We start from the raw sequence: 20072 nt of genomic DNA on the forward strand, positions 1-20072 counted from the left end.
TGACAGGGTTGAAAGAAAATTTTCAGCCGGTATGGTGAAATCGTGCGCCAGCTTCTTCGGCGTTTCCCAGCGTTGTCTTGGGCGATAGCCATTAGAGGCGTACCTCCCGCGTCATCGCTAAGGGATGGCGGTCGTGGATATATACCAGCCCTTTTACTGGCCGCCGTAACGATAATAAAGCCGTCGTCTTGCGGAGCATCAGGGTGAAACCGGCTTATCGCGGCGAAGAAGATCGACTCTTTGCTTGAGTTTCAGGTGGGTTTAGTTCGCATGCAGACGTGACGCGAATCGAGACGGGATTTGTTTAGCTGGAATTATGCGGATTTAAGCGGTGTTGGTGTCCCCGACAGGAATCGAACCTGTAACTAGCCCTTAGGAGGGGCTTGTTATATCCGTTTAACTACGAGGACCCTGTAGCGGGCATGATTATACCCGATTATGCACCGAAAATAAGCACTTAACGGCGCGTTTGCTCATTCCTTCGACAAACGCGGGCAAAAAAATCCGTTTGCCCGCGCGCGGCGCGGCAGTCAGGGCCTCCGCCGCCAGGCCCTGCCGTGCTACTCCTCACCGGTATCCACCTTCTGGCGGCGGTCTTTCCGTTGCCCGTCGCGGGCGGCGTCTTTTTTCAGCGCTTCCTTGCGCTGGCGGCTGAGGTCGTTGCGGATCTGCGCATGGCTGAGCAGGGCAAAGATAAAGGTGCCGCCGACGATATTGCCGGCAAGGGTGGGCAGGGCGAACGGATAGATAAAGTGATGCCAGGGGATATCGCCGTTAAAGACCAGGTAGAACACTTCCACCGAACCCACGACAATATGGGTAAGATCGCCAATCCCCACCAGATAGGTCATCAGGATAATCACCAGGATTTTGGCATTGCCCGCGGAAGGCATCATCCAGACCATGGAGGCGATAATCCAGCCGGCAATAATGCCGTTGGCGAACATATCGCCGGGAGGATTGACCATGATCGCCTGCGATAGGGCGACAAAGGCCTCGCGCGTGGCCGGATTAAAAATCGGCATATGGAGAAAGGCAAACGCCACCACCGCGGTGCCGGCAAGATTGCCCAGCAGCACCACGCCCCACAATCGCAGCAGGATCAGGATATTATGGCCGGTGGGCTTTTGCATAATCGGCAGCACCGCGGTCAGGGTGTTCTCGGTGAACAGCTGCTGGCGCGACATAATGACAATAATAAAACCCAGGGTATAGCCCAGGTTTTCCAGCAAAAAGCCCGCGGCGCCCTCGGGCAGATGGGCATGCAGGATACCCTTGGCCATCAGCGACGCGCCCATCGACAGGCCGGCGGCCACCGCCGACCACAGCAGCGCCTGGCCGTCGCGTTCCAGCTCCTTTTCACCCTCTTCGCGGATCATTTCATGTATGGCGGCGGCGCGCGAAGGAAGATTCTGTTCTTTCACCTCGATATCGGTATTGGCGTCATGCTCGTCACTCTCCACGGCGACGCCGGGATCATCATGTTTGTTGGTCTCGCTCATCCGCATTCCTCATCCGTATCCGTCGGGTTATTAATACATTCGCTATTAATCAATAAGCGTAGCGGTATTTTGTTCCGGCGGCGCTAAAAGAAGTCCGCCGGGTCGGCGGAGTCGCCGGTAGAATTGTCACCAGCCGGGGGCAATACGTAACAAAATTTTAACTTTGCTGGTATTTGTTGCGTTTTATTGATCTAATACAATCCTTCCTGGACCGAAAAAGAATGCAATGGCGATGAACAGCGCTGCGATAGTCGCCTATGCTATGATCGCCATACAATTAATGATGAATTGGGTTTCTGATGCTGGAAGCAAACAACCTGTCCTGTATTCGTGATGATCGCGTGTTGTTTTCCGGATTGAGCTTCCGCATTTCCCCCGGGGATATTGTCCAGGTCGAGGGCGCCAACGGCGCCGGTAAAACCTCTTTACTGCGGATCCTGGCCGGGCTGGCGCAGCCGGACGAGGGCCAGGTCAGCTGGCGGCAGCAACCGATTCGCCGCGAGCGCGGGTTGTATCACCGCGAGATGCTTTTTATCGGCCATCTATCCGGGATTAATCTGTCCCTGACGCCGCTGGAAAATCTGGCATTCTTCCAGGCGCTGGGCGGCGGCGGACGCAATGAGGCGGACCTGTGGCGGGCGTTGGAGCATGTGGGATTGTCGGGATACGAGGACCTGCCCGCGGCGGGGCTGTCCGCGGGCCAGCAGCGCCGTATCGCGCTGGCCCGTCTGTGGCTGAGCCCCGCAGCGCTGTGGATCCTGGATGAACCGCTGACCGCCATCGATCAACAAGGCGTGGCGCAGCTGATGTCGTTGTTTGCCGCGCACGCCGACGCGCGGGGCAGCGTGCTGCTGACCACCCATCAGGCGCTGCCGGACACGCATGCGCGGGTGCGCAAAATGGCCCTGGCCGCACGGCAGGGGGAGGCGGCGCCATGTTCTGGCTGATTGTGCGCCGCGAGCTGCGGCTGGCCTTGCGCAACCGCGCTGATATCGTGAATCCGCTGTGGTTTTTCCTGATCGTGATTACGTTATTCCCGCTGGGGGTGGGGCCGGAACCGCAGTTGTTGCGGCGGATCGCGCCGGGCGTCATCTGGGTGGCGGCTTTGCTGGCTTGCCTGCTGTCGCTGGAGCGGTTGTTCCGCGATGATTTTCATGACGGCACGCTTGAGCAGTTGCTGCTGTCGCCGCTGCCGCTGCCGCTGGTGGTGATGGGCAAGATCTGCGCGCATTGGCTGGTCACCGGGTTGCCGCTGCTGTTGCTATCGCCGCTGGTGGCCCTGTTCCTGGCGCTGGACCGCCACACCTGGCAGGCAATGGCGCTGTCGTTATTACTGGGAACGCCCACCCTGAGCCTGATCGGCGCTATCGGCGCCGCCCTGACCCTGGGATTGCGTAAAGGCGGGGTGCTGCTAAGCCTGCTGTTGCTGCCATTATTTATACCGGTACTGATATTTGCCACCGCCGCGCTGGATAACGCCGCGCAGGGGCTACCCTTTGACGGCTATCTGGCGATCCTCGGCGCCCTGCTGGCGGGAAGCGCGCTGCTGGCGCCTTTCGCCGCCGCCGCCGCGCTGCGCGTGAGCCTGCAATAACCTGCGGACTGTCGGCAAGAGCAGGCCGTGTTATGTATTTTTACTGTGAGCAAAACAATAATGTGGAAGACACTACATTTGTGGGCGAAGCCGGAGCGGCTGTACCAGCTGTGCGGCCGGCTGATACCGGTTCTGGCGCTGGCGAGCGCGGCGACGCTGTTGCTCGGCTGGGGCTGGGGATTCGGTTTCGCCCCGCCGGACTATCAGCAGGGCGATAGTGTCCGCATCATGTATATCCATTTGCCCGCCGCCATGTGGTCCATGGGTATCTATGCCGCGATGGCCGTTGCCGCGTTTATCGGCCTGGTCTGGCAGATGAAGATGGCCGATTTGGCGGCGGCGGCCATGGCGCCGGTGGGGGCGGCGTTTACCTTTATCGCGCTGGTTACCGGCTCCGCCTGGGGCAAACCCATGTGGGGTACCTGGTGGGTATGGGACGCCCGGCTGACCTCGGAGCTGGTATTGCTGTTTCTCTACCTCGGCGTTATGGCGCTGTACAACGCGTTTGAAGATCGGCGCCTGGCCGGGCGCGCCGCCGGCATCCTGATCCTGGTGGGCGTGGTCAATATCCCGATTATTCATTACTCTGTGCAGTGGTGGAATACCCTGCATCAAGGCTCGACCAATATGCAACAAAGCATTGATCCCAGCATGCGCACTCCGCTGCGCTGGGCGATCTTCGGTTATCTGCTGTTTTTCGCCACCCTAACGCTGATGCGTTTACGCAACCTGATATTGCAACAGGACCGCCATCGCCCGTGGGCGGTGGCTCTGGCTGATAAGGCGCGGCGATCGTGAGCCCGGCTTTCACCTCCTGGACGGCGTTTTTCGCCATGGGCGGCTATGGTTTCTACGTCTGGCTGGCGGTAGCGGTTACCCTGGCGTCGCTGGCCGGATTGATAGCCCATACCCTGTGGCGGCGGCAACAGCTGCTCGACGCTATCCGCAGGCAGCAGGCGCGCGCCCTGCGTATGCGCCGTGGCGGCGCGCCGGCCGATCCGTCCGCGCGTCGGGGGGATGCCCGATGACGCCGCGCCGTAAAAGCCGTCTTTACCTGGCCGTCGTGATGCTGATGGGCGCCGCGCTGATAGTCACGCTGGTGCTCTACGCGCTCAGTTCCAATATCGATTTGTTTTATACGCCGCGCGAGATCCTCGAGGGCAAGGGCGAGCGGCAGGAGTTGCCGCATATCGGGCAGCGCCTGCGCATCGGCGGCATGGTCATGCCGGGATCGGTAAAGCGCGATGCCCATACCCTGAAGGTCACCTTCAGGATCTATGACGCCGTCGGCTCCGTACCGGTCACCTATGACGGCATTTTGCCGGATCTGTTTCGCGAAGGGCAGGGCGTGGTGGCGCAGGGCGTGCTGGGCGCGGGCAATCTGGTCCAGGCGCGTGAAGTCCTGGCCAAACATGATGAAAACTATACCCCGCCCGAAGTGAAGGATGCGATGAAAACCCATTCTCGGCCCGCCGGTCAACGCGCCATGGCCGAAGGCGCAGTGCAGGCCGGCATGACTGGCCAACCCCAGGACCGGACGCAACGCCTGGCGCGCGGCGAAATACCCTACCCCGGGCAGGATACGGCCCAGGCCGCGCCGTCTAAGGAACAGCCATGATGCCGGAACTCGGTAATTTCCTGCTGTGCCTGGCTATCGGCCTGGCGCTGTTGCTGGCGGTGTATCCGCTCTGGGGCGCCTCGCGGCAGGACGCCAGGCTGATGGCGGTGGCCAGGCCGTTGTCCTACGGTGTGTTTGCGTCCATCGCCGGCGCCTTTGCCTGTCTGGTCTATGCGTTCGTGGTCAATGATTTTTCCGTGGCTTATGTCGTGAATAATTCCAATACCGCGCTGCCGGTGTATTACCGGGTCGCCGCCACCTGGGGCGCCCATGAGGGATCGCTGCTGCTGTGGGTGCTGTTGCTCAGTTGCTGGACGCTGGCGGTGGCGCTGTTCAGCCGCAGCATGCCGGATGAGGCCGTCGCCCGGGTTCTGTCGGTGATGGGCATGATCAACAGCGGATTTCTGGCGTTTATTTTGCTCACGTCCAACCCGTTTGCGCGCACCCTGCCGGATATTCCCATCGACGGGCATGATTTAAACCCGGTGCTACAGGATATCGGCCTGATTTTTCATCCGCCGCTGCTGTATATGGGGTATGTGGGTTTCTCGGTGGCGTTCTCGTTCGCCATCGCCTCGCTGATTGCCGGCCGGCTGGATACCGCCTGGGCCCGCTGGTCCCGTCCCTGGACCCAGGCGGCCTGGATTTTCCTGACGCTGGGCATCGTGCTGGGGTCCGCCTGGGCCTATTATGAACTGGGCTGGGGCGGCTGGTGGTTTTGGGATCCGGTGGAAAACGCCTCGTTTATGCCCTGGCTTGCCGGTACGGCGCTGCTGCACTCTCTGGCGGTGACCGAAAAACGCGGCACCTTCAAATCCTGGACGGTGCTGCTGGCCATCGCCGCCTTTTCCCTGTGCCTGCTGGGGACCTTCCTGGTGCGTTCCGGGGTATTGGTGTCGGTGCATTCGTTTGCCTCGGACCCGGCGCGCGGCATGTTTATCCTGGCGTTCCTGATTCTGGTGATCGGCGGTTCGCTGCTGCTATACGCCATCAAGGGCGGCAAGGTAAGGAGCCGCGCGCAGCACGAGGTTTTCTCCCGCGAGACCTTCCTGCTGGGCAACAACGTGCTGCTGATGGCCGCGATGCTGGTGGTGTTGCTCGGCACGTTGCTGCCGCTTATCCATAAACAGCTTGGCATGGGCAGCATCTCCATCGGCGAGCCTTTTTTCAACAGTATGTTTACCTGGCTGATGGCGCCGTTTGCCCTGTTGCTCGGTATCGGGCCGTTAATCCGCTGGCGCCGGGACGAGGCGAAAACGCTGATTAAACGCCTGGCGCTGGCCATGGCGGCCACGCTGGCGCTTTCCATCCTGCTGCCCCGGCTGATGGGCGATGAGATCGAGGCCATGACGGTGGTGGGTCTGATGATGTCGCTGTGGGTGATTATCCTGACGCTGATGGAGGTGCACGAGCGCGCCACCCATCGCCACCGCTTTATCCGCGGGCTGGCCCATCTTACCCGTAGCCATTGGGGCATGGTGCTCGGCCATCTTGGCGTGGCGGTGACGGTTATCGGCATCACCTTCAGCCAGAACTATAGCCTGGAGCGCGATGTGCGCATGAAAACCGGCGACAGCGTGGACATCAAGGCGTATCACTTCGTCTTCCGCGCCGTGGAGGATTTGCGCGGTCCTAATTATACCGGCGCCGCGGCGGTGTTTGACGTGACGCGCCATAACCACCCGGAAGCCATGCTCCGGGCGGAAAAGCGCTTTTACAGCGTCAGCCGCACGGTGATGACCGAGGCGGCCATCAGCGGTGGGTTGACCCGCGACTTATATGCCGCGCTGGGCGAGGAGATGGATGACGGCGCCTGGGCGGTCAGGCTCTATTATAAACCCTTTGTCCGCTGGATATGGCTGGGCGGTCTGTTTATGGTGGCCGGCGGCCTGTGCTGCCTGGCCGACCCCCGTTACCGGGCCGACAAAAAAGCCCGCCGGGCCGCACGTCGGGTGCCACTATGAAAAAAAAGCTGCTGTATATTCCGCTGGTGCTGTTCCTGCTGCTGGCCGCCGCATTTATCGTGCAATTGTCACGCAATGCCCATGGCGATGATCCCACGCTGCTGGAATCGGCGCTGATCGGCAAGCCGGTGCCGGATTTCCGGCTGGCGTCCCTTGACGATCCCGCCAGAACCTACGATCGCTCGGTACTGCGCGACGGACGGCCGATGCTGCTTAACGTCTGGGCCACCTGGTGTCCCACCTGCCGGGCCGAGCACCAGTTCCTCAATACCCTGGCGGCCCAGGGCGTCAGGGTGGTGGGCCTGAATTACAAAGACGATCGCCTCAAAGCGGTTAACTGGCTGAATACGCTGGGCAATCCCTACACGCTGAGCCTGTACGACGGCGACGGCATGCTGGGGCTGGACCTGGGCGTCTATGGCGCGCCGGAAACATTTCTCATCGACGGCCGGGGGATAATACGCTATCGCCACGCGGGCGATCTGAATGCCGACGTCTGGCGGCGCGAGGTGCTGCCCTTGTACCAGCAATACGCCAAGGGGACATGAGCATGGCGATAAAATGCATTATGCTGTTGCTGTGCCTTTGCCTGGGTTTTAGCGCCGGCGCGGCGATAGATACCCGGCAGTTCAACAGTGTGGCGCAGGAGCAGCAATACCGGGAACTGACCCAGCAACTGCGCTGCCCGAAGTGCCAGAACAACAGTATCGCCGACTCCAATGCGATTATTGCCGCCGATATGCGCGCCAAGGTCTATCAGCTGATGATGCAGGGCAGGAGCAAGGAGCAGATCATCGCTTACATGGTGGCGCGCTACGGTAATTTCGTGACTTATGTGCCGCCCCTTAATCCACTGACGATTTTTTTGTGGCTCGGGCCGCTCGCGGTGGTGATCGCCGGCGGTTTGACCGTGGTGCTGCGCGCGTCGCGGCGTGGCGGGCGCAGTCCGCTATCCAGCGAGGAACGGCAGCGTCTGGCGCGGTTGCTGGAAAAAACCAATCGGGAACAGCCATGATAATAGCCGGCATGACCTTTACCCTACTGCTGACGCTGGCCTGCGCGCTGTTTGTGCTGCCGGCGCTGCGCTACCGCCGGCAAGGCGGCGCGATAACCCGCGACAGCCTGAACCAGGCGTTTTTTACGCACCGGCTGGATGAACTGGCCCAGGATGAGGCGCAGGGCGTGGTGGCTGAGCGCACCCTGCATATTGAGGAGCTGCAGCAAAACCTGTTGTCGGATATCCCCGTGGCGCCGGCGCCGGCCAGACCGCCGCTGGGCGCGTGGGTCCTGATCCCGGGCGCGGCGGCTCTGGTGCTGGTTACCCTGGCGTTTTACGCCTGGACCGGCGGCGCGTTCCAGGTATGGCGCTGGCAGCAGACGGTGGCGGAGATGCCGGCGCTGCGGGCGCGCATTATGGACCCGCATGCCAGCCAGCTGTCGGCGCAGGAGCTGGCGCGGTTTGCGGTCGGGCTGCGCGCCTCGCTGCGCGAACATCCGCAACAGACCCAGGATTGGCTGATCCTCGGGCGCATCGGCGTGGTAATGAATGATGCGGCCATGGCCACCCAGGCGTTTGAACGCGCCCATCGTCTGGCCCCGGACGATGACGCGATTACGCTCGATTACGCCGGGGTATTGACCCGGTCCGCCGACGCGGGCGACAACCAGGAAGGCGACAGCCTGCTGCGCGCGCTGCTCAAACGGCAGCCAGGCAACATCACGGCGCTTAACCTGCTGGCGGTCGGCCTGTATCAACAAGGCGACTACGCGCAGGCGATAAGCCTGTGGCGCCAGGTATTGACCCTGCTGCCCGCGGGCGATGTCCATGGCGACGCCATCAGGCGCGTGATTAACCAGGCGCGCGCGTTGTCAGGCCAGGAGACGGCGAAACTTACCGTGGATGTTACTTTGGCGCCGGCCCTGGACGATAAACCGCCGGCACAAGGAACGCTGTTTATTTCGGTCACCGACGGAAAAAGTCCGGTACCGGTTGCGGTTAAAACTTTGCCATTGAGCCGCTTTCCGTTATCGTTAACGCTGGATGACAGCAATGCCATGTTGCCGGAGCGTTTGCTTTCCGCCCAGCGACAGGTAAAGGTACGGGTGAGGATTGCCCGTGACGGTGGCGCCGACGCCAGGCCCGGCGACTGGTTTGGCGAGAGCGCGTTGCAGGATTTCAGCGGCACCGGCCGGATCGCCGTGCGCATAGATCAACACATGCCCTAGCGGCCGGCATAACAATAATAAATGGAGTTGAATGATGAATTACCGCCTGTCAGGTTTGGCGCTGGCCAGCGTATTGCTTCTGGGATGCGCCAGCGATAAAACCGATCCGTCTTCACAGCAGCGTTCGGACCCTCTGGAAGGGTTTAACCGTACGATGTTTGATTTTAACTACAATGTCCTGGATCCGTACGTGGTGCGTCCTGTGGCGGTGGCCTGGCGCGATTACGTGCCCAAGCCCGCGCGCAACGGCCTGGGTAATTTTCTGAGCAACCTTGAAGAACCGGCCTCCATGGTCAACTATTTCGCCATCGGCAAGCCCTATGAAGCCATGATCCACTTCAACCGTTTTTTCCTCAATACCCTGTTGGGGATGGGCGGCCTGATCGACGTGGCGTCCATGGCCAATCCCAAGCTGGCTAAGGAACAACCGCGCCGGTTCGGCAGTACCCTTGGCACCTATGGCGTCGGCTACGGTCCTTATGTAGTGCTGCCGGGTTACGGCAGCTTTACCCCGCGCGAGGATCTGGGCGGGGCGGTGGACAACTTCTATCCGGTGTTAAGTTATCTCACCTGGTGGATGTCCGCCGGTAAATGGGTATTCGAAGGCGTGGAAACCCGCGCGCAGCTGCTGGACTCCGACAGCCTGTTGCGCAATTCCGCCGATCCTTATGCGCTGGTGCGCGCCGCCTATTTCCAGCGGCATGATTTCCTGGCCAGCGGCGGCCGGCTGAAACCACAGGAAAACCCCAACGCCCAGGCGATACAGGGCGATCTGAAGGATATCGATTCGCAATAGCCGGCGGAGCCGGCCCTATCAACGTTGGGTGTACAGGAGTATGATAAGCCGTAGATACTTTTGAACGGCTTATTATTGTCAAACAGGTAAATCCTGTGGAGAAGATTGCAATGACTCACTCTATTAACAAATGCAGTGCTGAAGAAACCGCCGCCTGTTGCTGTGTCGATGTCGGCACTATCATTGATAACGAAGACTGCACGGCGTCGTTCAGCAAGGTGTTTGAACAGCGCCAGGAAGCGGAAGCCATGCTGGCGATGCTGACGGAAAAAGCGCGCGCGGTGGAATCCGATCCCTGCGACATCAGCAGCCGCATCGAACCCGTTAAGGGCGGCGTTGAGCTAAACGCTGATTTTACCTTCAGCTGCCAGGCTGAAACGCTGATTTTCCAGCTCGGTTTGCGTTAATCCGCTCATGACAGGCCCGTGACCGGGCCTGCGTTTGATGACCCATGGGCAAGATTATACCGGCGCCGTAACCCTTTCCGTCCTTGTCGTTATCGCGCCCGGGCGCGCAATTATAGCTTACTTTACCGTGGGCCGGCGCCCGCGGCGTCGTTCCAGACGTCGTGATCCCTGGCGCTACGCTTTATTTTTCGTGCCATCATGCCAATATTAAGCTTATGAGCGGATTGGCCCGTGGCCGCTTGCTGATTTACCGGTTCCGGCCACTCTCCGGGGGATATTCGTAAATATGTTACTTAGCCTGCACCTTTACCGGTAATAGTTGTCATACGCTAATAGCCTCAGTCTGCTGCGGGTTTTTCCCCTATGGAAAAGCCTGGCGGAGGATCAATTAACGTCCATGTGTTGACTCCATGGCGGGTATTGATGTAAAAAGCAGCGTTTTATTTACGCGATTTCGAGCGCAAAGGCCCGGTCGTTGCGTTTATCTTTCGCGTTTTTGTCAAACAACAACGGTGCACTATGCAAGTTTTAATTATGCGGCACGGCGACGCTCAGCTCGAAGCGGCCAGTGATGCGGAAAGGCCTCTGACAGTTCGCGGTCGTGATGAATCACGCCTGATGGCATGTTGGTTAAGTACCAGGATCCTCGATACCGATCGTGTGTTGGTCAGTCCTTATCTGCGCGCCCGGCAAACGCTGGACGTGCTGCGTGACGAACTGGTGTTGCCGGACGGCGAGGAAAGCCTGCCCGAACTCACGCCGGGCGGCGACGTCGACCTGGTGTGTTGTTATCTGCAGGCGCTGGCGAATGAAGGCCTGGGATCGGTGCTGATCGTTTCCCATCTGCCGCTGGTGGGCTACCTGGTCGCTGATTTATGCCCCGACGAGCAGGCGCCGATGTTCGCCACCTCGGCGGTGGCCTGCGTCACCCTGGAGGGCGAAAGCGGCCAGGGCAAACTGGAGTGGCAGGTCAGCCCGGCGCAATTGCTGGTGAAAGTCTAAGGCGCGTTATGCGCTAAGTTCAATCAGGACCAGCAGCGCCGCGTCGCCGCCGAAGTTTTTCGGCGCCTGGTGGAAGCCCAGCACATCGGGGTGCTGGGCCAGCCATAACGGCGTTTGCTGTTTCAGGATATGTTTACCGTGGCCGTGCATGACGCAGGCGCAGTGCACATGTTCCCGCCGGCAGGCGGCAATCAACGCCCCCAGTTCCTCTTTAGCCTGCGCCTGGGTCAGCCCGTGCAGGTCGAGGAACAGCTCGGGGGTATAATCCCCGCGCCGCAGTTTTTTCACCTCATAGGGACTGGCGTCCGGGCGTACATAACGCGCCGGCCCTTCACTGTCCAGCAACGGCTGGAACTCATCGGAAAAATAAAAACTGGCGTCCACCTGTTCCTGCATCAAGCGCCGGGCGGGCAGGACGGCCCTGCTGCGGCGCGGCTTGGGGGGCTTGACGGTATCTTGGCGCAACGGGCGCGTACCGGCGATGGATTCCCGGAACAGATGGCGTTCTTCATCGGCCAGTTGGTATCTTTTTTTCATTCCCTGCTCTGCGTTTGCTGCTTTTATGCAAGTTTACCCCGTCTTGTCATTTTCCGGCGAAATTTTCCATTTCCGGCGCCATTTTCCCCCAGCGGTAAAAAATGTCGGCCATCACGCGACATGACGGGGCGATGCCTGCTGCTTTGTCGTGCGCTTCATGGCAAACTATGTCCTTAGAACCGCATCATGCCCTGGGGTGAAATAATTGGACAAAATTTTTGTGGATGAGGCCGTCGCCGAACTGCACAGTATTCAGGATCTGCTGCGCTGGACGGTCAGCCGTTTTAACGCCGCGCAGATTTTCTACGGTCACGGCACCGACAATCCCTGGGACGAGGCGTTGCAGCTGGTATTGCCCAGCCTGTTCCTGCCGCTGGACCTGCCGAAGGACATGTATGGGTCGCGGCTGACGTCCAGCGAGCGCTACCGCATCGTGGAGCGGGTGGTGCGCCGGATAAATGAACGTATCCCGGTGCCTTACCTTACCAACAAAGCCTGGTTTTGCGGCCTGGAATTCTATGTGGATGAACGGGTGCTGATCCCCCGTTCGCCCATCGGCGAGCTTATCGACGATCGCTACCGCGACCTGCTGCCGCATCCGCCCGGCCATATCCTGGATATGTGCACCGGCAGCGGCTGTATCGCCATTGCCAGCGCCTTTGCCTTTCCGGAGGCGGAAGTGGATGCGGTGGATATTTCCGCCGACGTTCTGGCGGTGGCCGAGCACAATATCCAGGCGTATGGACTCGACGAACGGGTCACTCCGCTGCGTTCCGATCTGTTTCGCGAACTGCCGGCCCTGCGCTACGATCTGATTGTCACCAATCCTCCCTATGTGGATGAAGAGGATATGAACGACCTGCCGCAGGAGTTCCACGCCGAGCCGGTGCTGGGGCTGGCGGCGGGCCGCGACGGCCTGAAGCTGGTGCGCCGCATCTTGGCCTGCGCGCCGCAGTACCTGAATGACGACGGCGTGCTGATCTGCGAAGTGGGCAACAGCATGGTGCATCTGATCGAGCAGTTCCCCGACGTCCCGTTTAACTGGCTGACGTTTGACCACGGCGGCGAGGGGGTATTCTCACTGACCCGCGAACAGCTTGTGGCCTGTAGCGATTGCTTTACAATATTCCAGGATTAACCGGTATGCGTGTTAACACATTGAGAGAGGCGTCCTGATGGCAGGGAATAGTATCGGCCAATTATTTCGCGTCACCACCTTCGGTGAATCACATGGGGTGGCGCTGGGGTGCGTCGTCGACGGCGTGCCGCCTGGCCTGCCCCTGACCGAGGCAGACCTGCAGCAGGACCTGGACCGGCGCAAGCCCGGCACCTCGCGCTATACCACCCAGCGGCGCGAGGCGGATCAGGTGAAGATCCTGTCCGGCGTGTTCGAGGGGGTGACGACCGGCACCAGCATCGGCCTGTTGATTGAAAACACCGATCAGCGCTCGCAGGACTACAGCGCCATCAAGGATGTGTTCCGTCCCGGCCATGCCGATTACACCTACGAGGTGAAATACGGCGTGCGCGATTATCGCGGCGGCGGCCGCTCGTCGGCGCGGGAAACCGCCATGCGGGTGGCGGCGGGTGCGATTGCCAAAAAATACCTGGCGCAAAAATTCGGCGTGACGGTGCGCGGCTACCTGGCGCAGATGGGCGACATCGCCTGCGAGCTGAAAGACTGGGACCAGGTCGGGCAAAATCCGTTTTTCTGTCCCGATCCGGACCGGCTGGAGGCGTTGGACGAACTGATGCGCGCCCTGAAGAAAGAGGGCGACTCCATCGGCGCCAAAGTCACGGTGGTGGCGGAACATGTGCCCGCGGGCCTTGGCGAGCCGGTGTTCGACCGTCTGGACGCCGATTTGGCCCATGCCCTCATGAGCATTAACGCGGTGAAGGGCGTGGAAATCGGCGACGGCTTTGCGGTGGTGGCCAAGCGGGGAAGTGAAAACCGCGACGAAATCACGCCGCGGGGATTTACCAGCAACCATGCCGGCGGCGTATTGGGGGGCATCAGCAGCGGCCAGGCGATACTCGCCCATCTGGCACTGAAACCCACTTCCAGCATCATGGTGCCTGGCCAGACCATTAACCGCGCCGGCGAGCAGGTGGAAATGGTGACGCGCGGCCGCCATGACCCCTGCGTGGGCATCCGGGCGGTGCCCATCGCCGAGGCGATGATGGCGATGGTATTAATGGACCACTTCCTGCGCCAGCGCGCGCAGTGCGGCGATGTCAACTCAACCCTTCCTCAGTGGTAATATGATGCGGCAATGGATAGTCGGATTACTGGCCCTGGCCTCCGTCCAGGTGTTTGCGGCGCCAACGCCGTGGCAGAGCATCAATCATCCGGTTCCCGGACCGGCGCAGGCCATCGGCGAGTTCGCCAACGGCTGCATTATCGGCGCGCAGCCGCTGCAGCTGCAGGCGGCCAACTACCAGGTCTTGCGCCCGGATCAGCGGCGCTTTTACGGCCATCCCGATCTGCTGATGTTTATCCTGCGCCTGAGCAATCAGATCCGCCATCTCAACCTGGGCGACGTGCTGCTGGTGGGCGATATGGCCATGCCCGCGGGCGGGCGTTTCGGCAGCGGCCACGCCAGCCATCAGTCGGGCCTGGACGTGGATATCTGGCTGCAGCTGCCGCGCCAGCGCTGGACGGCGCAGCAGTTGCTCAAACCGCAGCCCCTGGATCTGGTGACGGCTAACGGCCGCGATGTTAATCCGGCGGTATGGCAGCCGCAAACCGCGATGCTGATCAAACTGGCCGCCGAAGACAGCGAGGTCACGCGGATTTTTGTCAGCCCGGCGATTAAAAAGCAGCTGTGCCGGGTGGCGGGCGAGGATCGCGGCTGGCTGACCAAGGTACGTCCGTGGTTTGGCCATCGCGCCCATATGCACGTGCGCCTGCGCTGTCCCGCCGACAGCCTGGAATGCCGTGAGCAGGCGCCGCCGCCCGCCGGCGACGGCTGCGGCGCCGAGCTTGACAGCTGGTTCCTGCCGCCGAAACCGGGCGTGCCGCCGGTGAAAAAAACGCCGCCGCCGCTGCCGGCATCCTGTCAGGCGCTATTGGATCGCCATCTGATCACGCAATAACCGACGCCGCCGCGGGCCGGGGAGCGTCCGGCACGGGTGCCGGTTGGCGCCGCCCGGCTTCATGCCGGGCGGGTATGGTTTTTTTACCACTGGATTCATTCATTCATGGATTGGTTAGCGGTTTCCCCGCTGGTGTTTGCCTTGTTGTTTTTCGTCAGCATGCTGGCGGGGTTTATCGACTCCATTGCCGGCGGCGGCGGGTTAATTACCCTGCCGGTGCTGCTGGCGGCGGGATTGTCGCCGGCGCAGACGCTGGGCACCAACAAACTGCAGTCGGTGGGCGGTTCCTTCTCCGCCAGTCTTTATTTTGTGCGCCAGCGGGCGGTGGATATCGGCAACCAGAAGCTGACCATCGCCATGACGTTTATCGGCTCGATGACCGGCGCGATACTGATCCAGCATCTGCGCGCCGACCTGTTGCGCCAGGTATTGCCGCTGCTGGTGATAGGCATCGGCTTGTATTTTCTGCTGATGCCGCATATCGGCGAGGACGATCGCAAGCGCCGCCTGTCCGCCTGGCCGTTTGCGCTGGTGGCAGGGTGTGGCGTCGGCTTTTATGACGGGTTTTTCGGCCCCGGCGCCGGCTCTTTTTATGCGCTGGCCTACGTGACGCTGTGCGGCTTTAACCTGGCGAAATCCACGGCCCATGCCAAGGTGCTTAACTTCACCTCCAACCTGGGCGGACTGCTGCTGTTTATCTTTGCCGGCAAGGTGGTGTGGAGCGTGGGCGTTGTCATGCTGGCCGGGCAAATCCTGGGCGCGCGCCTGGGCGCCCGCATGGTGCTGACCAAGGGGCAACGGCTGATACGCCCGACCATCGTGGTGGTATCGCTCCTGATGAGCCTGAAACTTTTGTACGATAGCCATGGCGCGGCGATTGCGCTCTGGCTGTCTTCATTGTGATAACCGAACCGAGATTATGTCTAGCGAAACCCATGATGTTCAGCACTTGATCGCCTTGTTCGACGGCTGTTTTGCCGACACGCTTAACACCCGGCTAATCAGGGGCGACGACGAACCCATTTACCTGCCGGCCGATGGGGATCTGCCTTTTCACCGCATTGTTTTTGCCCATGGCTATTACGCCAGCGCCATGCATGAAATCTCCCATTGGTGTATCGCCGGCGCCAGGCGCCGGCTAATGGTGGATTTTGGCTATTGGTACTGCCCGGACGGGCGCGACGACACCACGCAGCGCCAGTTCGAGCAGGTGGAAATCAAGCCCCAGGCCCTGGAATGGCTATTTTGTGCGGCGGCGGGGTTTCCCTTCAATGTCAGCTGCGATAATCTCAATGGCGATAGCGAGCCGGACCGTATCGCGTTCCAGCGCTTGGTGCATGGGCAGGTCATCCGCTATCTCGACCAGGGTATTCCTGACCGTGCGGCCTGTTTTATCCAGGCGTTGCATGCGTTTTACCATACCCCGCCGTTAACGCGGAGCCAGTTCCGTTCCCCGGTCGCGATAGATGCCGCCCCGACGTTGCAGAATGAATGAGGACATTCGATGATCGTAACTTTTGAAACGCGTATCCTGGCGTTAATTGACGATATGGTGGAGCATGCCACCGACGATGAATTATTTGCCGGCGGCTATTTGCGCGGCCACCTGACGCTGGCGGTCGCCGAAGCGGAGGAAAATAACGAGCATACCCTTGAAGCGCTGCACGATCGGGTACAGGCCTGCCTGGCCAAGGCTATCGGCAATGGTGAACTGTCGCCGCCGGATCAGGTGCTGGTGCTGGGCATGTGGCACCGGCTGTATGAACAGGCCAAAGCCGTACCAACGATAAACGAAATTTAAGTTATCACACGCCATCCTGGCCTATCACGTACAATCCGGCATTAACGTGATGGACGTTTTTCAGGCTGATGGCGCCAATTTACAGACCTTGTTACAGTAGCATTTGCGGCGTTATTTCCTGCGGCTCGCCGCGTGAACGCCCGTGTATCCCTGCCGCGCGTACCGCCGGCACATACCCGTTCCCCCCTGAATCACGCCAACGCGCCATCCCCTTCCGCCGGACATTAACAGGCCTGGCCGTCCGCGCCGGTAGTACCCTTACCTCCGTCTTATCAGGAAGCAGAAACTCAATCACAAGGAACGATGATGTCTGGCTACCCCATACACCCTAAAGACACCTGTCCGCCGCGCCGTCTGACCGGCCTGATACCGTTATTTACCCTGGTGGCGGCCCACCACGCCGTCGCCCATACTGTGCCCGCGCCGTCCGCCGCCGCGCCGCCGGTCATCGCCGACAGCGATGTGATAACGGTAACCGCGCCATTGCATTCCCCGCTGACCGTCGTCACGTCCCCCAAGACGCCGCGCCAGCCGTTGCCGGCCAGCGATGGCGCCGGTTACCTTAAAACCATTCCCGGCTTCGCCCAGATCCGCAACGGCGGCACCAACGGCGATCCGGTTTTTCGCGGCATGTTCGGATCCAGGCTGAAAATACTCGCCGACGGCGCGGAAATCCTCGGTACCTGCCCAAGCCGCATGGATGCGCCGACCGCCTATATCTCCCCGGAAAGCTATGATGTCCTGACCCTGGTCAAAGGCCCGCAAACCGTTCTGTGGGGGCCGGGCTCCTCGGCGGGCACCCTGCGTTTCGAACGCGTCTTTCCGCATTTCGATAAGGCCGGCGTAAAAACCCAGCTTGGCCTGCTGGCGGGATCCAACGGGCGCCGGGATGAAACTGTCCAGGCCGCCGTGGGCAATGCGCTGGGCTATATGCAACTGTCCGCCAACCAGTCCCGCGCCGGCGACTATCGCGACGGCGCGGGACGCCGCGTGCCCTCGCGCTGGGATAAATGGAACGGCGACCTGGCGCTGGGCTGGACGCCGGATGACGCCACCCGGATGGAGCTGACCCTGGGCCGCGGCAACGGCGAGGCCAGTTATGCGGGCCGGGGCATGGACGGCGCGCAAATCAAACGCGAAAGCCTGGGCGCGCGCTTTGAGAAAACCGGTATCGGTGATGTGCTGGACCGGGTCGAGGCCCAGCTCTACTACAGCTATGCCAATCATGTCATGGACAACACCAGCCTGCGCTCTCCCGTGCAGCAGCCGGCCGCCGCCCGTTGCTGCACGATGCGCGCACGCCAGGGGCCGCCAAACGCCGCCCGGCGCAGTAACCCGGATCGCCGCACCCTGGGGGGGCGCGCCGCCGGCACCTGGCTGTGGACCGATTTCCAGCTGCAGTCCGGCACGGACATGCAAACCAACACACATCGCGTCAAAAAAAGCACCGGCTGGGACCGGGATGCGCGTTTTCAGGATTACGGCGTGTTCAGCGAGCTGACCTGGCATGCCTCCGGGCATAACCGTATTATCGGCGGCGCGCGCCTCGATCGCAGCCTGGCGGACAAATACGATGATACTGGGTCGCGGTCGCGCGCCGCAATCCTGCCCGCGGGCTTTATCCGTTACGAGCAGCAGCTGAGCGCGCCGCTGCTGTGGTATGCGGGCATAGGTTATACCGAACGTTTTCCGGATTATTGGGAATTATTCAAACCCAAAGCCGGACCGCGGCCGGGATCCGATCCCTTTGCCGCGCTGAAAAGTGAAAAAACCACCCAGATCGATGCCGGCTGGCACTACGTGAATGGCGGTTTTAACGGGTGGCTGTCCGGTTATGCCGGACGGGTGGATGATTTTATTTTAGTCAAATACGACCCGAACAATGCCTACGGCAGCCAGGCGGTCAATATCAGCGCCCATATCATGGGCGCGGAGCTGGGCATGGGGTATCGGCTGGCCGAACACTGGAAAACCGACGCCAGCCTTGCCTGGTCGTGGGGCAAAAATACCCGCGACGGGCGTCCGTTGCCGCAGATGCCGCCGCTGGACGCCCGTGCCGGCCTGACCTATGAACGGCAACGCTTTAGCAGCACCGCGCTATGGCGCGTGGTCAGCGCCCAGCGCCGCATCGCCGCCAACCAGGGCAATGCGGCGGGTAAGGATTTTGCCGCCAGCCCCGGCTTCGGCGTCCTGTCGGCCAATGTGGCCTACAGATTAACCAAAGGCATCAAGCTCAGCAGCGGCGTCGACAATATCCTCGACAAGCGCTACAGCGAGCACCTCAACCTGGCGGGCAACAGCGGCTTCGGCTACGCGGCCGATAGGCCGATTACCGAGCCGGGCAGGACCCTGTGGGGCAGGGTGAATATGGTGTTCTAGCCGCCGGAGGGCGGGGCAAAAAACCGGCCGTGCTTTGGGCACGACCGGCGGCATAAAACATGAAAACGGTTAAAACCGGTAGCTGAGCCCCAGGCCGAAGACATCATCGGCCGCGATGGACATTGGATTATCATCTTTTAACAAGTTGATTTTATAGTCTGCATAGACCGACATGTTTTTATTGAAGAAATAGGTCAGGCCCAGATCGGCGTATTTGATCAGGTCAACATCTCCATAACCCTCGATCTGTTTGCCTTTCGATTGAAAATAACCTATTTCCGGCTGTAGGCCGAAATCGAACAGATATTGTGCCACCGCCTCCATATTCTGTGCCTTATTGGCCATGCCGATAGAACCTATGGGCGCCATATTGTGCGTTTCGGAATAAAGCGTGGCCAGGTACAGGCTGTGGGCATTATATTTTAGGCCCGTAGCCCAATTTTCCGCTTTGTCGCCCCGGCCATAGGCAAGTTGTTGCTGCGCCTTGGTGCGATTGGACACTGAATACGCGCCCAGTATGGCACCGCCCCAGTCAAAAGTATAAGAGGAAGAAAAACCGTAACCATCACCATTCGCCTTGGTCGCCATGCGTGCGTCGTTAGAGTTTTCATCATTGGCACCTTGGTATTGCACCGCAAATTTCAATCCATCGGCCAGACCGAAAAAATTGTTATTACGATAGGTCAAGAGGCCGGTTGAACGACCGCTCATAAAACTGTCTGAATAACTGTAGGTCAAATCGTCAAATATCGCCGCAATATCTGTGATGGAAGCGACGTCATACAGCACCCCCCAATTCCGTCCATAATCCAGAGAGCCAAAATTGCTCCATTTCAGGCCAGCAAAGCCCAGGCGGGTTTTATTGCCCGATAAGGCGTCACTGCCGCCCTCGGTGTGATTGGTCTGAACATTATATTCCCATTGACCATAACCAGTAAGCTGGTCATTAATCTGGGTCTGCCCTTTGAATCCGAAGCGGATATAACTGTTATCACCATCGCTGCCAGTGTAATTACTAAAATAATGCCGCGCTTGCACACTGCCGTAAAAATCGAGCTTGTTAGCATCCTTATTATAAATTTCCGCTGCCGACAGATAAGGCGCGGCGAGAATAATCACAGTTGCTGCCATTGTTTTATTCATTGTTTAT

General features: G+C 60.2%; 21 protein-coding genes, 1 tRNA gene and 1 pseudogene. 19 read left to right on the plus strand and 4 right to left on the minus strand.

Features of this window, described 5'->3' with window-relative positions:
- Nucleotides 1-335: 335 nt before the first annotated feature.
- A tRNA-Arg gene (locus ACL2XF_RS02370) sits at nucleotides 336-410 on the minus strand.
- A gap of 150 nt (nucleotides 411-560) precedes the next feature.
- Complete coding sequence (locus tag ACL2XF_RS02375) at nucleotides 561-1502, minus strand: formate/nitrite transporter family protein (RefSeq protein WP_413723347.1); 942 nt, start codon at nucleotides 1500-1502, stop codon at nucleotides 561-563.
- A gap of 299 nt (nucleotides 1503-1801) precedes the next feature.
- Here ACL2XF_RS02375 and ccmA point away from each other — a divergent pair, with 299 nt between their 5' ends.
- The 12 genes and pseudogenes from ccmA to sixA all read left to right on the plus strand — a co-directional run bounded on the left by ccmA (nucleotide 1802) and on the right by sixA (nucleotide 11109).
- Nucleotides 1802-2449, plus strand: coding sequence for a cytochrome c biogenesis heme-transporting ATPase CcmA (gene ccmA, locus ACL2XF_RS02380; protein ID WP_413727927.1), 648 nt, complete (start codon nucleotides 1802-1804; stop codon nucleotides 2447-2449).
- Nucleotides 2437-3096: a heme exporter protein CcmB gene (gene ccmB, locus ACL2XF_RS02385; RefSeq protein ID WP_413727928.1), complete on the plus strand. Its 660-nt coding sequence runs from the start codon at nucleotides 2437-2439 to the stop codon at nucleotides 3094-3096. Before ccmA ends, ccmB begins: the two co-directional genes overlap by 13 nt.
- Before the next feature lie 60 nt (nucleotides 3097-3156).
- Nucleotides 3157-3894, plus strand: coding sequence for a heme ABC transporter permease (locus ACL2XF_RS02390; protein ID WP_413727929.1), 738 nt, complete (start codon nucleotides 3157-3159; stop codon nucleotides 3892-3894).
- Entirely contained in the window at nucleotides 3891-4124 is a 234-nt protein-coding gene (ccmD, locus tag ACL2XF_RS02395) for a heme exporter protein CcmD (protein ID WP_410014166.1), read from the plus strand. The genes ACL2XF_RS02390 and ccmD overlap by 4 nt, the downstream gene beginning before the upstream one ends.
- A pseudogene (gene ccmE, locus ACL2XF_RS02400) lies at nucleotides 4121-4570 on the plus strand (cytochrome c maturation protein CcmE); the annotation flags it as partial. The gene ccmD and the pseudogene ccmE, both read left to right, overlap by 4 nt.
- A gap of 140 nt (nucleotides 4571-4710) precedes the next feature.
- Complete coding sequence (locus ACL2XF_RS02405) at nucleotides 4711-6678, plus strand: heme lyase CcmF/NrfE family subunit (protein ID WP_410014167.1); 1968 nt, start codon at nucleotides 4711-4713, stop codon at nucleotides 6676-6678.
- Nucleotides 6675-7226 carry a DsbE family thiol:disulfide interchange protein gene (locus ACL2XF_RS02410; protein ID WP_410014168.1) on the plus strand — a complete coding sequence of 184 codons (552 nt, stop codon included), beginning with the start codon at nucleotides 6675-6677 and terminating at the stop codon, nucleotides 7224-7226. The genes ACL2XF_RS02405 and ACL2XF_RS02410 overlap by 4 nt, the downstream gene beginning before the upstream one ends.
- 8 nt (nucleotides 7227-7234) lie before the next feature.
- Nucleotides 7235-7693: a cytochrome c-type biogenesis protein gene (locus ACL2XF_RS02415; protein ID WP_410016759.1), complete on the plus strand. Its 459-nt coding sequence runs from the start codon at nucleotides 7235-7237 to the stop codon at nucleotides 7691-7693.
- Entirely contained in the window at nucleotides 7690-8904 is a 1215-nt protein-coding gene (gene ccmI / locus ACL2XF_RS02420) for a c-type cytochrome biogenesis protein CcmI (RefSeq protein ID WP_413727930.1), read from the plus strand. Before ACL2XF_RS02415 ends, ccmI begins: the two co-directional genes overlap by 4 nt.
- Nucleotides 8905-8938: 34 nt before the next feature.
- The gene (gene mlaA, locus ACL2XF_RS02425; protein ID WP_410016760.1) at nucleotides 8939-9700 is read left to right on the plus strand and encodes a phospholipid-binding lipoprotein MlaA; all 762 of its coding nucleotides are present in this window, start codon (nucleotides 8939-8941) and stop codon (nucleotides 9698-9700) included.
- A gap of 110 nt (nucleotides 9701-9810) precedes the next feature.
- Nucleotides 9811-10107, plus strand: a complete 297-nt coding sequence (locus ACL2XF_RS02430; protein WP_410014170.1) for a YfcZ/YiiS family protein — start codon at nucleotides 9811-9813, stop codon at nucleotides 10105-10107.
- A gap of 519 nt (nucleotides 10108-10626) precedes the next feature.
- A complete protein-coding gene (gene sixA, locus ACL2XF_RS02435) occupies nucleotides 10627-11109 on the plus strand; it encodes a phosphohistidine phosphatase SixA (RefSeq protein WP_410014171.1) in 483 nt (160 codons plus the stop codon).
- A gap of 6 nt (nucleotides 11110-11115) precedes the next feature.
- Here the strand turns inward: sixA and smrB are convergent, their stop codons facing one another.
- Nucleotides 11116-11646 carry an endonuclease SmrB gene (gene smrB / locus ACL2XF_RS02440; RefSeq protein WP_410014172.1) on the minus strand — a complete coding sequence of 177 codons (531 nt, stop codon included), beginning with the start codon at nucleotides 11644-11646 and terminating at the stop codon, nucleotides 11116-11118.
- Nucleotides 11647-11851: 205 nt separating this feature from the next.
- Between smrB and prmB the strand changes: the two genes are divergently transcribed.
- From prmB to ACL2XF_RS02475, 7 genes are all read left to right on the plus strand, one after another.
- Nucleotides 11852-12784, plus strand: coding sequence for a 50S ribosomal protein L3 N(5)-glutamine methyltransferase (prmB, locus tag ACL2XF_RS02445; protein WP_413727931.1), 933 nt, complete (start codon nucleotides 11852-11854; stop codon nucleotides 12782-12784).
- A gap of 37 nt (nucleotides 12785-12821) precedes the next feature.
- On the plus strand, nucleotides 12822-13907 hold the full coding sequence (gene aroC, locus ACL2XF_RS02450; protein WP_410014174.1) for a chorismate synthase: 1086 nt from the start codon (nucleotides 12822-12824) through the stop codon (nucleotides 13905-13907).
- A 4-nt stretch (nucleotides 13908-13911) separates the two neighbouring features.
- Entirely contained in the window at nucleotides 13912-14742 is an 831-nt protein-coding gene (mepA, locus tag ACL2XF_RS02455) for a penicillin-insensitive murein endopeptidase (RefSeq protein ID WP_413728754.1), read from the plus strand.
- 105 nt (nucleotides 14743-14847) lie between these two features.
- Complete coding sequence (locus ACL2XF_RS02460) at nucleotides 14848-15645, plus strand: sulfite exporter TauE/SafE family protein (protein ID WP_410014175.1); 798 nt, start codon at nucleotides 14848-14850, stop codon at nucleotides 15643-15645.
- Between the two features lie 16 nt (nucleotides 15646-15661).
- Complete coding sequence (locus tag ACL2XF_RS02465) at nucleotides 15662-16237, plus strand: elongation factor P hydroxylase (protein WP_413727932.1); 576 nt, start codon at nucleotides 15662-15664, stop codon at nucleotides 16235-16237.
- A 9-nt stretch (nucleotides 16238-16246) separates the two neighbouring features.
- On the plus strand, nucleotides 16247-16543 hold the full coding sequence (locus ACL2XF_RS02470) for a YfcL family protein (protein WP_410014177.1): 297 nt from the start codon (nucleotides 16247-16249) through the stop codon (nucleotides 16541-16543).
- Between the two features lie 306 nt (nucleotides 16544-16849).
- Nucleotides 16850-18922: a TonB-dependent copper receptor gene (locus ACL2XF_RS02475; protein WP_413728755.1), complete on the plus strand. Its 2073-nt coding sequence runs from the start codon at nucleotides 16850-16852 to the stop codon at nucleotides 18920-18922.
- 69 nt (nucleotides 18923-18991) lie between these two features.
- On the opposite strand, the gene ACL2XF_RS02480 is transcribed toward ACL2XF_RS02475, so the two are convergent.
- Nucleotides 18992-20065 (minus strand): porin, encoded by a 1074-nt coding sequence (locus ACL2XF_RS02480; protein ID WP_413727933.1) that lies wholly within the window; start codon nucleotides 20063-20065, stop codon nucleotides 18992-18994.
- Between the last annotated feature and the right edge of the window lie 7 nt (nucleotides 20066-20072).

The sequence above is a fragment of the Sodalis sp. RH19 genome (genome assembly GCF_047324215.1).
Classification (GTDB): Bacteria; Pseudomonadota; Gammaproteobacteria; order Enterobacterales; family Enterobacteriaceae; genus Acerihabitans.

Bases quoted from the DNA above. Each gene is read 5' to 3' on its own strand.
- ACL2XF_RS02375 (WP_413723347.1), bottom strand. From the start codon at position 1,502: ATGAGCGAGACCAACAAACATGATGATCCCGGCGTCGCCGTGGAGAGT.
- ccmA (WP_413727927.1), top strand. From the start codon at position 1,802: ATGCTGGAAGCAAACAACCTGTCCTGTATTCGTGATGATCGCGTGTTG.
- ccmB (WP_413727928.1), top strand. From the start codon at position 2,437: ATGTTCTGGCTGATTGTGCGCCGCGAGCTGCGGCTGGCCTTGCGCAAC.
- ACL2XF_RS02390 (WP_413727929.1), top strand. From the start codon at position 3,157: ATGTGGAAGACACTACATTTGTGGGCGAAGCCGGAGCGGCTGTACCAG.
- ACL2XF_RS02405 (WP_410014167.1), top strand. From the start codon at position 4,711: ATGATGCCGGAACTCGGTAATTTCCTGCTGTGCCTGGCTATCGGCCTG.
- ACL2XF_RS02410 (WP_410014168.1), top strand. From the start codon at position 6,675: ATGAAAAAAAAGCTGCTGTATATTCCGCTGGTGCTGTTCCTGCTGCTG.
- ccmI (WP_413727930.1), top strand. From the start codon at position 7,690: ATGATAATAGCCGGCATGACCTTTACCCTACTGCTGACGCTGGCCTGC.
- mlaA (WP_410016760.1), top strand. From the start codon at position 8,939: ATGAATTACCGCCTGTCAGGTTTGGCGCTGGCCAGCGTATTGCTTCTG.
- ACL2XF_RS02430 (WP_410014170.1), top strand. From the start codon at position 9,811: ATGACTCACTCTATTAACAAATGCAGTGCTGAAGAAACCGCCGCCTGT.
- sixA (WP_410014171.1), top strand. From the start codon at position 10,627: ATGCAAGTTTTAATTATGCGGCACGGCGACGCTCAGCTCGAAGCGGCC.
- smrB (WP_410014172.1), bottom strand. From the start codon at position 11,646: ATGAAAAAAAGATACCAACTGGCCGATGAAGAACGCCATCTGTTCCGG.
- aroC (WP_410014174.1), top strand. From the start codon at position 12,822: ATGGCAGGGAATAGTATCGGCCAATTATTTCGCGTCACCACCTTCGGT.
- mepA (WP_413728754.1), top strand. From the start codon at position 13,912: ATGCGGCAATGGATAGTCGGATTACTGGCCCTGGCCTCCGTCCAGGTG.
- ACL2XF_RS02460 (WP_410014175.1), top strand. From the start codon at position 14,848: ATGGATTGGTTAGCGGTTTCCCCGCTGGTGTTTGCCTTGTTGTTTTTC.
- ACL2XF_RS02465 (WP_413727932.1), top strand. From the start codon at position 15,662: ATGTCTAGCGAAACCCATGATGTTCAGCACTTGATCGCCTTGTTCGAC.
- ACL2XF_RS02470 (WP_410014177.1), top strand. From the start codon at position 16,247: ATGATCGTAACTTTTGAAACGCGTATCCTGGCGTTAATTGACGATATG.
- ACL2XF_RS02475 (WP_413728755.1), top strand. From the start codon at position 16,850: ATGTCTGGCTACCCCATACACCCTAAAGACACCTGTCCGCCGCGCCGT.
- ACL2XF_RS02480 (WP_413727933.1), bottom strand. From the start codon at position 20,065: ATGAATAAAACAATGGCAGCAACTGTGATTATTCTCGCCGCGCCTTAT.